General features: G+C 63.8%; 14 protein-coding genes. 7 read left to right on the forward strand and 7 right to left on the reverse strand.

Annotated elements, in window-relative coordinates:
* Positions 1 to 2: 2 nt before the first annotated feature.
* Positions 3 to 980, reverse strand: a complete 978-nt coding sequence (locus GLW01_RS10435; protein ID WP_202405671.1) for a GNAT family N-acetyltransferase — start codon at positions 978 to 980, stop codon at positions 3 to 5.
* On the reverse strand, positions 973 to 2706 hold the full coding sequence (locus tag GLW01_RS10440) for an IucA/IucC family protein (protein ID WP_160899007.1): 1734 nt from the start codon (positions 2704 to 2706) through the stop codon (positions 973 to 975). Before GLW01_RS10440 ends, GLW01_RS10435 begins: the two co-directional genes overlap by 8 nt.
* Positions 2707 to 2798: 92 nt before the next feature.
* Here GLW01_RS10440 and GLW01_RS10445 point away from each other — a divergent pair, with 92 nt between their 5' ends.
* Positions 2799 to 3116, forward strand: a complete 318-nt coding sequence (locus tag GLW01_RS10445) for a DUF3301 domain-containing protein (RefSeq protein ID WP_202405672.1) — start codon at positions 2799 to 2801, stop codon at positions 3114 to 3116.
* A 9-nt stretch (positions 3117 to 3125) separates the two neighbouring features.
* Here GLW01_RS10445 and GLW01_RS10450 read toward each other — a convergent pair whose 3' ends face one another.
* Together GLW01_RS10450 and GLW01_RS10455 are read right to left on the reverse strand one after the other, a co-directional pair.
* Complete coding sequence (locus GLW01_RS10450) at positions 3126 to 4154, reverse strand: 2-dehydropantoate 2-reductase (RefSeq protein ID WP_160899008.1); 1029 nt, start codon at positions 4152 to 4154, stop codon at positions 3126 to 3128.
* 70 nt (positions 4155 to 4224) lie between these two features.
* Positions 4225 to 5115 (reverse strand): sirohydrochlorin chelatase, encoded by an 891-nt coding sequence (locus GLW01_RS10455; RefSeq protein WP_160899009.1) that lies wholly within the window; start codon positions 5113 to 5115, stop codon positions 4225 to 4227.
* A gap of 208 nt (positions 5116 to 5323) precedes the next feature.
* On the opposite strand from GLW01_RS10455, the gene GLW01_RS10460 reads away from it, so the two are divergent.
* The 4 genes from GLW01_RS10460 (at position 5324) to GLW01_RS10475 (ending at position 10352) form a co-directional block, all read left to right on the forward strand.
* Positions 5324 to 6292 carry a helix-turn-helix transcriptional regulator gene (locus tag GLW01_RS10460; RefSeq protein ID WP_151439878.1) on the forward strand — a complete coding sequence of 323 codons (969 nt, stop codon included), beginning with the start codon at positions 5324 to 5326 and terminating at the stop codon, positions 6290 to 6292.
* Between the two features lie 108 nt (positions 6293 to 6400).
* Positions 6401 to 8542: a TonB-dependent siderophore receptor gene (locus tag GLW01_RS10465; protein ID WP_151439879.1), complete on the forward strand. Its 2142-nt coding sequence runs from the start codon at positions 6401 to 6403 to the stop codon at positions 8540 to 8542.
* Between the two features lie 80 nt (positions 8543 to 8622).
* Positions 8623 to 9591 carry an ATP-binding cassette domain-containing protein gene (locus GLW01_RS10470; RefSeq protein WP_160899010.1) on the forward strand — a complete coding sequence of 323 codons (969 nt, stop codon included), beginning with the start codon at positions 8623 to 8625 and terminating at the stop codon, positions 9589 to 9591.
* On the forward strand, positions 9588 to 10352 hold the full coding sequence (locus tag GLW01_RS10475) for an ABC transporter permease (RefSeq protein ID WP_151439881.1): 765 nt from the start codon (positions 9588 to 9590) through the stop codon (positions 10350 to 10352). Before GLW01_RS10470 ends, GLW01_RS10475 begins: the two co-directional genes overlap by 4 nt.
* A gap of 6 nt (positions 10353 to 10358) precedes the next feature.
* Here the strand turns inward: GLW01_RS10475 and gph are convergent, their stop codons facing one another.
* Both gph and rpe read right to left on the reverse strand, forming a co-directional pair.
* Positions 10359 to 11045, reverse strand: coding sequence for a phosphoglycolate phosphatase (gene gph, locus GLW01_RS10480; RefSeq protein WP_340162450.1), 687 nt, complete (start codon positions 11043 to 11045; stop codon positions 10359 to 10361).
* Entirely contained in the window at positions 11042 to 11719 is a 678-nt protein-coding gene (gene rpe, locus GLW01_RS10485; protein WP_151439883.1) for a ribulose-phosphate 3-epimerase, read from the reverse strand. Before rpe ends, gph begins: the two co-directional genes overlap by 4 nt.
* A gap of 84 nt (positions 11720 to 11803) precedes the next feature.
* On the opposite strand from rpe, the gene GLW01_RS10490 reads away from it, so the two are divergent.
* Positions 11804 to 12871 carry a DUF3530 family protein gene (locus GLW01_RS10490; protein ID WP_160899011.1) on the forward strand — a complete coding sequence of 356 codons (1068 nt, stop codon included), beginning with the start codon at positions 11804 to 11806 and terminating at the stop codon, positions 12869 to 12871.
* 108 nt (positions 12872 to 12979) lie between these two features.
* Positions 12980 to 14257 carry an O-acetylhomoserine aminocarboxypropyltransferase/cysteine synthase family protein gene (locus tag GLW01_RS10495; protein ID WP_160899012.1) on the forward strand — a complete coding sequence of 426 codons (1278 nt, stop codon included), beginning with the start codon at positions 12980 to 12982 and terminating at the stop codon, positions 14255 to 14257.
* A 32-nt stretch (positions 14258 to 14289) separates the two neighbouring features.
* On the opposite strand, the gene GLW01_RS10500 is transcribed toward GLW01_RS10495, so the two are convergent.
* Positions 14290 to 14751, reverse strand: coding sequence for a cytochrome c (locus tag GLW01_RS10500; protein ID WP_160899013.1), 462 nt, complete (start codon positions 14749 to 14751; stop codon positions 14290 to 14292).
* Positions 14752 to 14760 lie beyond the last annotated feature (9 nt).

A 14760-nucleotide genomic window follows, 5' to 3' on the forward strand; every position in this document is an offset into this window, starting at 1 on the left:
TGCTAGAGTCGTGTGTTGCGGAAGAACTCATCCCGTTCCGTGGCCACCAGGGCCGCGCGCTTGTGGGGAAAGTCGAATTCGTAGCGCTTGTTCCAGGTGACGTGCCGGAGTTGCCGGAACAGCGCTTCGTTGGCGACATCCGGTTCGCCATAGAGCGCCGTGGTTCGGGGCTCGCTCAGGAAGAGGTAATGGCTGAGGGTGTTGAGCCAGATCGGGGCCTGGCCCTTGCCGCAGTAGCGGTCCTCGCCAACCAGCATGTGCAGCCCCTGGTCAAAGGCGCCGGCCTCGCAGTAGGGGCCGAGACGGTCTTCCGGCACAAAATAGGTTTCGAAATACCCCACCGGGTCACCGTCGGCTTCCAGTATCAGCGGAAAGCTGTTGGCGGCGGCCCGGCGCTCCTCGAGCATGGCGTCCAGTCGCTCCCGGCTGAACGGGTATTCCCAGAAACGGGCCACCCGGGGCAGGTTCTGCCAGCGGTGGAAGCGTTCGCCGTCGTCCTCAACCGTTGCCGGGCGCAGCTCAAGGACCCGGTCCAGGCCGGGGTGATAGCGCCGGTAGAGGGTGGTGTTGGGCAGCATGGGGCGCCGGGGGTGGACCACGTTGCCGGTCTGCTCGGGGACCTCCGGCATGATCGGCCACAGGGCCGGCGCCAGCCAGGCTTCCCGGATCTGGTAGAACGCGTTCCGCTCGATGCGGTGGGTACCGTCCTCGAGGACCTGCCAGGCCGGGTGCGCCAGTGAGCAGAGTTCCGCAATGCCGACGGTCACCGAGAGAGCGTCGAGCTCAAGACCGGCAAACAGCCGGTCGAGCAGGGGGTAGACGAGATTGGGCTCCGGTATGGGGCCTTCCCAGCCGGTGAGGGTCCGGTCCCGGCCCTCACCGCTCAGGGAGAGCTGCCAGCTCTGGTCCATGGTTTCCAGTTGCACCTGGTCACCGCTGGAGCTCAGGGTCAGGTGGATCCGCTGGATACGGTCAAACATGGCACTCGGCCTCCGTGTAGAGTGGGTTCGTCATTGGGTGGTAGATGGAGAAGACGTCGCTCAGCGTGGTCTCGTTCAGCGCCCGGAGGGTGCACAGGAAGTTCCCCTTGGCGTGGAGTTCCCGGCTTTCGAGCAGGTAGCGGATGGCCCGGTCGTCGCGCGGTTGCTCGTCCAGTCGCGCCTGAAGCCACTCGCGCAGTGTCCGGATGAGAGCGGCCTCACTGGCGAGCCGCCCTGCCGCCAGTGAGGTGATGACATTGAAGGTGGCGTTGATGAACAGGTAATAGCAGAACAGCTGGATGCCGAGCTCGTCCGGCAGCAGGTTCTCGCTGTCATCAGCCAGGCTGCCCAGTTCATCGCCCAGGCGCTGTACCGCGAGGCTGGTGAAGGCGGTTCCCTGGCAGTCCCGGAAGAAGAGTTTTTCCGGCCAGACCCCGTCCAGCTTCAGGACCAGGTTCTGCTGGTGGGCGCCGAACAGGATCCCGAAATGGGACTGGGCTTCCAGCAGTGGGGCCACGGCCACGTCCAGGTAGCGGCGGAACCATTCCCGGGCCTGGCTGTCATCCAGGCCCACCTGGCCGAGCCGCTGCGCCAGGCGGGAGTCACCGCTGCGGGGGTCGTCCTGAAGCAGTGTGGCGAGCACCTCGGTGTTGTTGGCCGCGTCGCCGTGGAAGGGGTTGTCCCGCCAGACCAACAGGGTTTCCGTCAGGGGCTGGCCTTCCGGTCCTCGGATGCCAGCGGTAATGGGTTCCCGCAGGATCTCGAAACGGGGCCTGCTCTGGAGCCATTCCCGCACCGGCCCGCTGTCCAGCACCCGGCAGAGTTCAGCGCCCCGCACCACTTCCTCGGGGTACAGATGGCGCAGGGAATTGGTGAGCCAGACGCTCAGTGAGAACTTCAGCATCCAGGGCGCCGAGTCACAGTAGATCGCCCGCAAGGAGGACGTGGCGTACCAGTGTGGCGCGCCCTCGCCCAGGTACCGGACGGCGCCGGATTCGAGCATGGGCGCCAGCCCGGGCGATGCCTGCCACTGCCGGTGCTGGAACGGATGGCAGGGGAGCAAACAGTGTCCCTCCGGGAGCTGGGCCCGCAGGTGATCGGCGTCCGGTTCGGTTTCCAGCAGGGCGTCAACCCCATCCACCGACTGGAAGCCCCCGGCCTCACGTCGGAACAGCTGGGCACGGTCCACGCTGTACCAAGCCAGGGGGAAGGGGGTGCCGTATTCCGGGGCGTAGCGCCGGGCGTCCCCGCTGTCCATGTTGCCCCTGTCCTTGGGGCATGGGTGGATGGAGTGGCCACTGAACAGGGCCTGTTCGGCCTCGATGAACGTCAGCGGCTCCCGGAACAGGTGATCGAGCTGGGGCTCCCGTTCCTGTTGGGCGGCGGCGAGATTCCCGCGGCTCGCATGAACCCGTTGCTGGAGCGCTTCAAGGGCGCGGCCGGACGCCTCGTGCAGGAGCGGTTCGAGGCCCAGGCACCATGCCACGGCCTGTTCAAACGTGACCGGCTGTCGCGCCCCTTGGTCATCAATCTGCAGGGGCTCCGCAAGCAGGTGACGGCCGGTATGGGCCCTGAAGCGACAGGGAATGATCAGGGATGTATTGTTGGAGCCCTGTATCTCGAAATGGCCCTGGTCCGTGGTAGAGACGGACTCGTGGTAGCGCGCGATGGGCCATTCGCGGATCAGGGCGTTGAAGAACGCGTTCAGCGAGGGATTATGGCGCATCGGTAACCTCGGGTGTGGTTGTGGCGATGGCGCTCAAGCTATTCGCGAATAGTAATCATTGTCAAATAACATTTCTGATTTTTAAGGTGAGAATGCAGATTGATCTGACAACACTCTCAATCCTTTTTGCCATTGGGTTTGGGGGCTGGTACTGGTGGCGGGCTCTGGGTACCAAGGAGCTGGCCCTGCAGTCGGCCCGGCGGGCCTGTGAGCGCGCGGACGTGGATCTGCTGGATCAGAGCGTGTGCCTGAGTGGGCTGGGGGTGCAGCGGGACCGGGAAGGGCGGTTGCGTCTGCGGCGGACGTTCAGCTTCGACTTCACGGCCACCGGCGACGGGCGCTATCGCGGGCGGATCGTGTTGCTGGGGCAGCGAACCGAGTCGGTTGACTTCGAACCACACCGGTTCTGAACGGGCGTTCTAGCGGGCCTGTTTCAGGGCCATCAGGAGTGCCTCGGCAGGCCATTCCCGTCGCTTCTGCTCGCAGTCATGTACCAGCTCGGTCAGCCTGGCGTTGACCGGGGCTGTCGTGCCCAGCTGCTCCGCCAGCCGCACCACTTCGCCATTGATCCAGTCCACCTCGGTCCGGCGCCCGGCCTCCAGGTCTTCCCACATGGAGGAGCGGGCGATGGGGTCGATCGCCAGCATGGTTCCGGAAAGACGCGTAAAGAGCCAGTCCGGGGCCTTCATCAGTGGTGGGATCAGAGCCATGGGCAGGGGTGTGAGCCGAACCGTGGGGATGCCCGCGCGCCGGAGCAGCTGCAGGGTCTCCGCCTGGGCCATCGCCAGGCAGCGCCGGTAGTCCCGGGTGGAGAGCTCTTCCAGCAGCGGTTTGCCGGATAGGGCGTTGATGGGGTTGTTCAGGTTCAGCAGCAGCTTGGACCAGAGCACCGAGTGCATGTCGTCCCGCTGCTCCAGTGCCAGCCCCGCCTGCTCAAACCAGGGCAATGCCGGCGCGAGAGAGGGATCGCCTTCGGCCATCAGGTGGCCCTCGGTGCCGTGGTGGAAGTGTCCCGGTGCCTTCTGGAGCACATTGAACGGGATCATGCCCGCAAGGACCGTGGCTTCCGGAAGGTGCTCGCGCAGCCGCTGGGCGTTGGAGATGCCGTTCTGGAGGCTGATCACCGGGGTGCCGGGTTTCAGGTGCGGGGCCAGCTGCCGGGCGGCGTCGATGGTGGCCTGGGATTTGACCGTGACCAGGACCAGGTCCGCCTCTGCCGCTGCCTGTGGTTCCGTCTGATAACGCTCTGGAGCAAGCCGGGTCTCATGCCGGAAGCCCTCGTAGTCCGTTACGACCAGGGGGTGGTCACGGAGAGTGGCGGCCATGCGTTCGCGCCCGACCATGACCACATCCGCGCCGGCCGAAAGCAGTCGGCCACCCACGTAGCAGCCGACACTGCCTGCGCCGAGGATCAGGATCCGGGGGGAGGTATTGTTGTTGTCGCTCATCGGTTCACCGGTTGCAGGCGTCAGGGAAACCCTAGCACCAACCTGGTGCGCCCGTAAGAGGCGGTTGGGGTCAGGCACCGTGCGCCGGCAGGTCCAGCAGGTAACGCTCACCTCTGATGGCCTCTTCCAGCCGGTCCGCCAGGATGGCCAGGATGCCGTCGTGTTCACCGGCAAGCCGCGTGATACGGGTTTCCAGTCCAGGGTTGCGGCTTTCGGCTTCGGTACAGATGGTGACCACATCACCGCCCTCACCAGCGTGCTTGCCGGGAGACAGGAACAGCATGGACACGATGACCGGCCCCTGGTTGAAGCCCGGCTCGTCCAGTAGATTTTCAAGCAGCGGTTCGTTGAAGCGGTACTCGTCGCCTTCCCGCCTTTCCATGGAGGCTGGCGTTACGCTGCGGACCTGATCCTCCAGCAGTGTTGCCAGCTGGCCGGCAAGCACGTTGCGCACCGCCGTCACCTCCGGGATGGGGCTGCCGTGGTCCGCCAGCACCACTGCGGGTTTTGAGCCCGCCGGCAGCTGCCGGAGCTGCTCTGCCACGCCGTCGCGCAGGATGCGCGCCAGCCTCAGGTCGGTAGGAGCCTGGAGATCGATGAGGGGAGACGCGACCCGGACCCGGACCCCGGGGTGAGCCGCCTGTACTTCCCCCAGTCGTTCCGGCAGGTAGCCGCTGAGCGCCCGGCTGGGCCCGAAGAAGAACGGCAGCACCACCATGTCGGTGATGCCCTCCTCAGCGCGCCAGGTAGCGGCCGGGCCGAGCGTTGAGGCAGGCACGCCATCCAGCTCTTCCGCCGGCACTTTGTTGGAGTGCAGCAGGGAGCGGGCCTCCACCGGCATGCCGGTGCGTTCCCCCAGCGCCGCGGCAACACGCCTCAGGTTGAGGGTGGCGCCGGGGCGCAGCGAGCCGTTGTCGACGAGAAAAACCGAGGTTCTGTCTGGATTCCGAGCTGTTTCCATGGAGGTTGGTACGTTACCGGGCCGGTGGGTGATCATCGCTCTGTCAGACTCTACCACGCGGCCTTGCGTTGACGGCGAATACAGCAGCTGCATGGCGTCTGGAGCGGGATAGGCCGTGTTGTGGGAGGTATTGGATGTAAATTGTTATCGTTCGCGTTATCTGGATTTTCTGGTACGATACCCGTCTTACGCGACAAGGGTCTCGTCCATGCAACCTGAGTCCAGTGTCCAGCCTTCACGCTCTTTCGGGGTCAGGGATTTCCTGGCGTTCGGTAAGCACTACGGCATTGATTACCGGTTTCCCGATATCCCGTCCTCCGGACGGTCCGACCCGGACGTGACCGTGGCAAGGGGAAGCATCACGGAAACAGCACTGCCCTCCGGCTTCCGCTTCACCCGCTCCGAGCTGGAACTCTTCCAGTCCTATGAGTCGGCGTCCCTGGGCCATGCGCCCCTGCTGATCGTCATCGTGCTTGAAGGCCGGGTCAGTATCTCGGTGGGGGCCGTGTCGCGGGAGCTTGAAGGCGGTATGGCAGTCAGTCTCCAGTTGTGCCCTGAATACGCGCTCCAGGCATTCCAGCCGGCGGGACAGCGCCTGAAGACCCTGACACTGGCTTTCGATCCCGTCGCCGCAGGCAGCACGGGCACTGTCAGCCCGGCCCTGAGCGCTCTCCTTCGCAACATCCAGCACCCTTTCCGCCTCTGGCGGATGCCGGCCGCGCTGATCCAGTCCATTGAGCAGAGCCTGGTATCCCCCCTGGCCGAGCTCCAGAAGAAGCTCCTTCTCGAGGGGCTGGCGCTGCAGCTGGCCGCGTATGGTCTTGATGGTGACGAAGCTGGCGGCCCGCTGCGGCAGGTGCCCCTGTCCCATGAGCAGAAGCGGCTTGAGTCGGTCAGGCAGCTGCTGGCGTTCGCCCCGACGGAGCACTATACGCTGGAGGCGCTGGCCCAGCGGGCCGCGATGAGCTCCAGCGGTCTGCGTGCCAAGTTCCGTGCCACTTACGGGACCTCGGTGTTCGATTATCTTCGCCAGTGTCGCCTGGAGCTGGGGCGGTGTCATCTTGAGCAGGGCTACAGTGTCCAGCAGGCTGCCCATGGCAGTGGCTACCGGTATGCGTCCAATTTCGCGACGGCTTTCCGCCGCTATTTCGGGGTATCGCCCAGGGACCTGACCTGAGTGGTTTTGGCAGTCCGCATAGATAATCTGGCACTTTGAATACCTCTCTATGGATCTAAAGAAGAATAATTCGCATTATTCATTCAGAGATTAAGAGAGGCTTGCTGTATGGTTCATCCTTCCAGACTGTCGGTTGCCGTGGCGGTGGCTGTCGCCGGGGCCGGGTCCGCTCTGCCCATCGCTGCACAGGAAAACCAGGCTGACATCGGCGTTCTGCAGACGCTGGAGATTACAGCGCCCCGGGGGGCGACGAAGACGGAGACCCCCTTTGTCGAGACGCCGCAATCGATTTCCACCATTACCCGCGAGCAGATCGAGGAGCAGGGCGCCCGGAGTGTCCAGGAAGCGACACGCTACAGCGCCGGTGTGTTCACCAACCAGTATGGGGCGACGGCGAGCCGCTATGATGCGATCAAGCTCCGGGGTTTTGGCAGTGACAGCACGGACAACCAGTACCTGGATGGCCTCAAGGTTCTGAACGATAAGGGGACCTACAGCATCATGCAGATTGACCCTTACTTCCTCGAGAGCATTGAGGTGGTGAAAGGGCCTTCTTCCGTGCTGTACGGACGCTCCGCGCCAGGCGGCCTGATCGCCATGACGAGCAAGAGGCCCACCTTCACGCCGCAGTATCAGGTCCAGGCGTCCGTTGGGACCCAGGGCCACAGGAGCCTGGGCTTTGATTTCAGCAATGAGGTCGGTGATTCCGGGAACGCAGCCTATCGCCTGGTGGGCCGGGTCAAGCAATCGGATACCCAGTGGGACTACGTGGAGGAGGAACGCTACGCCCTGGCGCCGTCGCTGACCGTGGATCTGACGGACTCGACGACCCTCACCCTGCTGGCCCAGCTCCAGAAGGATCCGGAAGGCGGCTACTACGGCTCCCTGCCGGCAGAGGGGACGCTGGAACCCCGGAATGGCCGGACCATCCCGAATGATTTCTACGAGGGTGAGCCGTCACTTGAGGAATTCGACCGGGAACAGATGATGCTGGGCTACCAGCTCGAGCACCGGTTCAATGACACCTGGTCCGCCCGTCAGAACCTGCGCTATATGAACACGGACGTGGAATACGGCCAGGTCTATGTTTCGGGCGGCTGGGTCGGTAACAGTAATGAGCTTGCACGGACCTTTTTCGGGGCGGACGAGACGCTCGACTCCTTTGCCGTGGACAATCAGCTGATCGCGGAATTCGGCATTGGAGGGAGCCGGCACAGGGTCCTGACCGGCCTGGACTACCAGCGGGTTGATACGGATGCCTACTGGACCGCCGGCTACAATCCCGATTTCAGCTCTACCATTCCCCCGATCAATGCGTTTGATCCCCAGTACGGCAATACCGGGACGATCAATCCCTATCAGGACAACAAGCGGCAGCTCGAGCAGACGGGGGTGTATATCCAGGACCAGGTGGCCCTGGACCAATGGCGGCTGACACTAAGCGGTCGCCACGACTGGGTGGATGTGACGAACGAATACGACACGCTTCTGACTGGTGCGAGCGGGGACGAGGAGCTGGATGCGTCCAAGTTCAGTGGTCGTGCGGGGCTGCTTTACCTGTTTGATAACGGGGCCGCGCCCTATGTCAGTTACTCGGAGTCGTTCAGTCCCAGCAGCAATGTGGGCGAGGATGGCAACCTCATTGAACCCACGGAAGGCCGGCAGTACGAGGCGGGGCTCAAGTATGAGCCCGCGGGCACACGGGATCGTTACAGCGCTGCCATATTCCGGATTGACCAGGACAACGTGGCCAACTACATCCGCGATATCCGGGCCTATCGCGCGGTGGGCTCGACCCGGTCCGAGGGGCTTGAGCTGGAGGCCACCACCTGGCTGACACCCGGCTGGTCCGTTATGGCGAGCTACACCTATACCGATGTCACGGTCGAGGAGTCCAGCGCCGGCAACGAGGGCAATACGCCGGTTGCCACACCGCGTCACATGGCGTCTCTCTGGGGATCCTATGAATTCCGCAGTGCGCCGTTGCAGGGTCTGGATGCCGCCCTCGGTCTCCGGTACGTCGGTGAAAGCTGGGCGAATGAGGCCAACACGCTGGAAGTGCCGGATTACACCCTGGTGGATGCCAACCTGAGCTATGACCTCACGACCATGGGCATGAAGGGCGTGACCGCCAGCCTGAACGCCAGGAACCTGTTCGACAAGGAATACGTGGGGGCATGCTACAGCGAATCCGTGTGCTATTACGGTGCGGAGCGCAGTGTCGAGGCCACGCTGACCTACGACTTCTGAGCGGGTCGCGTCCAGCACCTGTTGCCCGGCGCGCGTCGCAGGTATCCTGACCGCTTTCCACCAAACGGGGAAAGAGGGCCATGGATGAAGCGATCCGCGCCGAAGGCCTGGTCAAGCAATTCGGTGCCACCCGGGCGCTCGATGGGATCGACCTGAGCGTGCCGCGTGGCACCGTTCTTGGTTTGCTGGGCCCCAACGGCGCCGGTAAGACCACGGCGGTCCGGATTCTGGCGACCCTGCTTGCGCCGGATGCCGGGCAGGCCTGGGTGGATGGATGCGATGTGGCTTCGGAGGCCGCTGCGGTCCGAAGCCGCATAGGCCTGACCGGTCAGTACGCCTCCGTGGATGAAAAGCTCACCGGCCGCGAGAACCTGATCCTGATTGCCCGCCTGCTGGGCTTCTCCCGGCGGGATGCCCGGGCAAGGGCAGGCGAGCTTCTGGTGGAGTTCGGCCTGGAAGACGCGGCCCATCGGCCCGTCCAGACCTATTCCGGTGGTATGCGCCGGCGCTTGGACCTGGCTGCCAGCCTGGTGGGCCGGCCTCGTATCCTGTTCCTGGACGAGCCCACGACCGGGCTCGACCCGCGCGCCCGCCTGGATCTCTGGAACCTGATCCGCGAGCTTGTGGCCCAGGGCACTACGGTGCTGCTCACGACCCAGTACCTGGAGGAAGCGGACAGCCTGGCGGATGAGATTGTGGTGATCGACCAGGGGCGCGTCATTGCCAGTGGCACCTCGGACCAGCTCAAGGCACGCATCGGTGGACAGACCCTGGTGCTGGCACCGGAGCACGAGTCGGACGTGGCGACTGCGCTGTCGATCGTGACGGAGATCGTGGGGCGCGAGCCCGAGGTGGATGGGGCCCGGCTGCGGGTTCCGGTCAGTGACCCGGCACTGGTACCGGCCGTGGTCCGGCGCCTGGACGAGTCCGGCATCGTGGCCCGGGAGCTGACGCTGCGTGGTGCGAGCCTGGATGATGTCTTCCTGACACTGACCGGTCGCCACGCCAGCGTCGAGACGCCGGCCGGAGATGCGGAGGCAGCCCCATGAGCAGCCTCCAGCAGACCCTGACCCTCGCCTGGCGCTCCCTGCTTCAGCTGCGGCGCAATCCCTGGGAACTGATGGACTTCAGCATCCAGCCGATCCTGTTCCTGCTGCTGTTTCTGTATGTCTTCGGCGGTGCGGTCGCGGGCTCCACGGCAGCCTACCTGGACTTCATCCTGCCCGGCGTGATCGTGATGAACCTGGTGTTCGTGACCGTTTACGTTGGCCATGGGCTCAACACGGACCTGACCCGGGGCGTGTTCGACCGTTTCCGGGCCCTGCCCATTGCGCGCTGGTCGCCGCTGGCCGGGCGCATCCTGGCGGACATGGTCAAGCAGGCCTGGTGTGTCCTGCTGTTGCTGGTGGTGGGCTTCCTGCTCGGATTCCGGCTGGGGGCTCCGGTGAGTGGCGTGCTGGTAATGCTGGCCCTGCTGCTGGTGTTCGCTTTCGCCATGTCCTGGATCATGGTGTTGGTGGGCGTGGTGGCGCGGGATCCGGAACACGTGCAGCTGTTCGGGTTTACGGCGCTGTTCCCGGTGACCTTTCTCAGTAACGTCTTCGTGCCATTGGACACGCTGCCGCCGTTTATCCGAGCGGTGGTGGCAGCCAATCCGGTCTCCCTGTTGGCGGAGGCGTCCCGTGGGCTGCTCAGTGGCGGGCCGGTACTGGAACCGGCGCTGTGGTCCCTGGTGTGGGCCGGCGTGATTACACTGGTTTTCGCGCCCCTGTCGCTCTGGGCGCTGAACCGGCGGCTGGCGCGCAGCTAGAAGTGTCTAAAGCAGTTCCGTCAGGTCGTTCACGATCCAGTCCGGGCCGTAATCCGCGACCGGCGTCCCCTGGCTGTAGCCGTAGGTAACCGCCACGCTCGGGATACCGAGATTGCGTGCCCCGAGGATGTCCGAACCGGAATCCCCGATCATCCAGGCGCTGTCCGTTGGAGCGCCGAGCCGGTCGAGCGCCAGCTGCAGGTGGGCCGGGTCGGGTTTGCGGATGACGGTGCCGTTGTCACCGAGCAGGCTGTCGCCGCTGACAGTGGCCCCGAAGTAACGGGCGATGCCGAGCCGTTCCAGCAGCGGCTCCGTGAACTCGGCCGGCTTGTTGGTGACAATGGCCAGACGGGACTCCCGCGCCCGGCCTGCCTCCAGAAAAGGCATGGCGCCGGTATAGAGCTGGCTGTGATGCCCGTTGCAGGCGTGGTAAGCCCTGTAGAAAAGGGACTCCGCATGGTCGGCAAATCCCTTGTCTCCGGGCGTGGCGGGGTCGAAGGCATCAGCCAGGGCCCGTTCCACCAGCTTGCGGGCGCCGTTGCCGACCCAGAGCCGGGTTTTCTCAACACCCGCGGGGGCACGCCCCAGCTCCGCCAGCATGGCATCCACGGCGGCGGCCAGATCGGGGGCGCTGTCCACCAGGGTGCCGTCCAGGTCCAGCAGGAGTGTTTCGGGGAGCGCCGTGCGGGTCACGCTGATCGCGCCTCGGCGATCCGTTCCCGCATATCGGTGATGATGCGGCTGTAGTCGTCCTTCTTGAAGATGGCGGAACCGGCAACAAAGGTATCCGCGCCCGCTGCAGCGATCTCCCCGATGTTGTCTTCCTTCACACCGCCGTCCACCTCGAGGCGGATGTTACGACCGCTGGCATCGATCTTCCGGCGCGCCTCGCGCAGCTTGTCGAGGGTGCCCGGAATGAAGGACTGGCCCCCGAAGCCGGGGTTCACGGACATCAGCAGGATCATGTCGATCTTGTCCATCACGTAGTCCATGTAATGCAGCGGCGTGGCGGGGTTGAAGACCAGACCGGTTTTGAGCCCGGCTTCGCGCACCATCTGCAGGGAGCGGTCGATGTGTTCCGAAGCTTCCGGGTGGAAGGTGATGTAGCTGGCGCCGGCATCGATGAACATCTGGATCAGGTCGTCCACCGGCTTGACCATCAGGTGCACGTCGATGGGAGCGGTCACGCCATGCTTGCGCAGGGCTTCGCAGACCATGGGGCCGATGGTGAGGTTCGGGACGTAATGGTTATCCATGACGTCGAAATGGACCATGTCCGCGCCCGCGGCCAGGACGTTGTCCACTTCCTCGCCCAGCCGGGCGAAGTCCGCTGAGAGGATGGAGGGCGCGATAAGGGGCTCGTTCATGGGAAGATCCGCCATTGTTGATAGACTGTTGCCGAAAGGCAGCAGTTTAACGCTTCCGGCTTATTCCGTACCACAGGAGGTTCCGTGTTCCGTCGCTCCGTACCCATTGCCCTGATCGGTATTTGCCTTGGTGCGGCTGCATTGCCAGCCATAGGCCAGCAGGAGGACGCTGGCCAGGCCCCGGAGGGAGAGGGCAACGCGGCGGGTGAGGATACCCAGCAGGGCGTCGAGCCGCCCAGCATCACCATGGTCCACTACGGGCCCGGTGATGCGGGTGGGTCGCTGGCATCGCTGTACCCGGATCAGGCGCTTGAGCTGGGCCAGGGTGAGAACGTCTTCACTGGCCTTCTGAAGCGGGAGACAGTCTCTGAGCGCCATGGTGGGGTCCTGGTTGTGGCGCCTTCCGGCCAGTCGCCTGACCAGGGAGTTGCGGGTGCGGTGAGAACGCAGCTCACCGATGCCGGCTGGCTGACTCTTTCGATTGCTCAACCGGCGGAGCCGGTAGCGGACCTGCCCGAGCGGGTTCTGGAGCCCGTCCAGCCTGGCGCAGGTGATGAGGGCAATGATGGAGAGGAGACAGCCCAGAACGGAAATGACGCGGAAGGGGATAGTGGCAGTGGTGAGGATCAGGGCGGGGATGAGGCTTCCAAGCCGCCGGATATGACCATCCGGGTCGCCCAGGACTCTGCGGCGCCCACACGAGATGATGAGTGGCAGCAACGGGCTACGGATCGTCTTGCGGCGGCGGTGAATGTCCTGCGGAACGAGAACGTTGGTCCCATCGCGCTTGTGGGTGTTGGTGACGGTGCGGATCTTGTCCTGCGCTACGTCAGTGCCAACGGAGCCACCTTCCCGCCGGGCCAGTTTGGCATGGTGTGGGTCGATGCTCGGTTGAGACCACCGTTCAGCGATGGATTGGTCGCAGAGCTGGGGGAGGGTTACAGCGTCCCCGTTCTTGATCTGTATGACCGGGATCTCCAGTCCGAGCGCGCTGAGAAGCGCTCGGCCGCCGCGCGACGGGGCGGTTTTTCGGCCTATACTCAGTCTGCTATCCCGATACCCAGGGGCGGGCAGGCCCGTGAGCAGAGACGGGTTTCCGCGCGTATCCGGGGCTGGCTTTCCGATGACCTGGAGTCAACAGGCGGGCAGTAGTCGGCATTGCTGGTTCTGCCACTGGGTTAATGGTTCCAGTCTGCTTCAGGCTGTCCTATTCTTGGCATCGTGAGCGACAACCACAACAACTGGCATCTGAGGATACCCATGAAACCGGACACTCTCGCCATCCACGGCGGCTTCCATCCCGACCCCACCACCAAGGCGGTCGCAACCCCGATCTATCAGACCACCTCCTATGCTTTCGACAACACACAGCATGGTGCTGACCTGTTTGACCTGAAGGTTGAGGGCAACATCTACAGCCGGATCATGAATCCGACCAATGCTTTCCTGGAGGAGCGTGTCAGGCTGCTGGAAGGCGGCGTGGGCGCGTTGGCGATGGCATCCGGCATGGCGGCGATCACTGCCGCAATCCAGGCTATTGCCGAAGCCGGCGATAACATCGTGACCACCACCCAACTCTATGGGGGTACATTCAATCTCTTTGCCCATACCTTCCCGAAACAGGGTATTGAGGTCCGGTTTGTCAGCGCTGATGATCCGGATGCGTTCGAGGCCCAGATCGATGACCGGACCAAGCTGATCTTCTGCGAGACTGTGGGTAACCCGGCCGGCAATATCGTTGACATTGAAAAGCTGGCTGCCATCGGTCATCGCCATGGAGTGCCCCTGTTCGTGGATAACACGGTAGCAACGCCCTGTCTGTGGCGCCCCTTCGAGCATGGCGCTGACGTGGTGATCCATTCGCTGACCAAGTTCATGGGCGGGCATGGCACCACGCTTGGCGGTGCCATCGTGGACTCCGGCCGTTTCCCCTGGGCCGACTATCCTGAACGCTTCGCGGTGCTGAACGAGCCGGATCCCTCCTATCATGGCGTGGTCTACACCGAAGCCATGGGCGAGGCGGCGTTCATCGGGCGGTGTCGGGTGGTGCCGCTGCGCAACATGGGCGCGGCCCTGTCACCCATGAACGCTTTCCAGCTGATGCAGGGCATCGAGACCCTGCACCTTCGCATGGAGCGCCACTGTGAGAACGCCCTGAAAGTGGCCCAGTATCTGGAGAAGCATCCGGCGGTGAACTGGGTCAACTACGCGGGCCTTGAATCGAGCCGGTATCATGAGCTTGCGAAGAAATACATGGACGGCCGGGCGTCGGGTATCCTGTCCTTCGGCATCAGGGGTGGCGATGAGGCAGGCGCGAAATTCATTGATGCCCTGCAGATGATCGTGCGCCTGGTGAATATCGGTGATGCCAAGACACTGGCCTGCCACCCCGCCAGCACCACCCACCGCCAGCTCAATGACGAGGAGCTGGCCAGTGCCGGTGTCTCCCGGGACCTGGTCCGTCTCGCCATCGGCATTGAGCACGTCGACGACATACTGGCGGATGTCGAGCAGGCGCTGGATGCGTCCCAGGCTTGAAGCAGCCGGCCCGGCTGCGGGAGCAGTCGGGCTTACTGGTTCAGACCACTGAAACGCTCATTCACGAAGCGGCTGTGACAGCTCACACAGGAGTTGGTCATCCGGTCGAAGACCTTTTTCTGTTTCCTTGTGTTCTCTGCGTTGCCTGCTTCCGAGAGCTGTGCAGCCTGCTTGTGGAACTTCTGATCCAGCTTCAGGAATGCCTTGGGGACAGACGCCTTGAGTGTTTTCCGGTCTTCCTGGGTCAACTCCTGATCAAGGATGAAGCTGTCGTGAATGGCCTGCCCTTTTTCCTGCACGACCTCGTGGTTGCCGCGGATAATGGCGCTGTAGACTTCCTTCATGGCAGCCTCGATTCCGACCATCTCCTTCTGGAGAAGTCCCCGTAACTTGGGGGTCAGTTCCGAGGTCACGTCCTCTGCCTGTGCCGGCAGAACGGCAAGAGTTATTGTTACCAATAGTGCGCCGATAAGGCTGTTACGGATGAGTGTCATGATCGGTTT

The organism is Vreelandella halophila (assembly GCF_009856365.1).
Classification (GTDB): domain Bacteria; phylum Pseudomonadota; class Gammaproteobacteria; order Pseudomonadales; family Oleiphilaceae; genus Halospina; species Halospina utahensis_B.

Bases quoted from the DNA above. Each gene is read 5' to 3' on its own strand.
- GLW01_RS10465 (WP_151439879.1), top strand. From the start codon at position 6,401: ATGGTTCATCCTTCCAGACTGTCGGTTGCCGTGGCGGTGGCTGTCGCC.
- GLW01_RS10440 (WP_160899007.1), bottom strand. From the start codon at position 2,706: ATGCGCCATAATCCCTCGCTGAACGCGTTCTTCAACGCCCTGATCCGC.
- GLW01_RS10470 (WP_160899010.1), top strand. From the start codon at position 8,623: ATGGATGAAGCGATCCGCGCCGAAGGCCTGGTCAAGCAATTCGGTGCC.
- GLW01_RS10435 (WP_202405671.1), bottom strand. From the start codon at position 980: ATGTTTGACCGTATCCAGCGGATCCACCTGACCCTGAGCTCCAGCGGT.
- GLW01_RS10500 (WP_160899013.1), bottom strand. From the start codon at position 14,751: ATGACACTCATCCGTAACAGCCTTATCGGCGCACTATTGGTAACAATA.
- GLW01_RS10495 (WP_160899012.1), top strand. From the start codon at position 12,980: ATGAAACCGGACACTCTCGCCATCCACGGCGGCTTCCATCCCGACCCC.
- GLW01_RS10450 (WP_160899008.1), bottom strand. From the start codon at position 4,154: ATGAGCGACAACAACAATACCTCCCCCCGGATCCTGATCCTCGGCGCA.
- GLW01_RS10445 (WP_202405672.1), top strand. From the start codon at position 2,799: ATGCAGATTGATCTGACAACACTCTCAATCCTTTTTGCCATTGGGTTT.
- GLW01_RS10475 (WP_151439881.1), top strand. From the start codon at position 9,588: ATGAGCAGCCTCCAGCAGACCCTGACCCTCGCCTGGCGCTCCCTGCTT.
- GLW01_RS10460 (WP_151439878.1), top strand. From the start codon at position 5,324: ATGCAACCTGAGTCCAGTGTCCAGCCTTCACGCTCTTTCGGGGTCAGG.
- GLW01_RS10455 (WP_160899009.1), bottom strand. From the start codon at position 5,115: ATGGAAACAGCTCGGAATCCAGACAGAACCTCGGTTTTTCTCGTCGAC.
- rpe (WP_151439883.1), bottom strand. From the start codon at position 11,719: ATGAACGAGCCCCTTATCGCGCCCTCCATCCTCTCAGCGGACTTCGCC.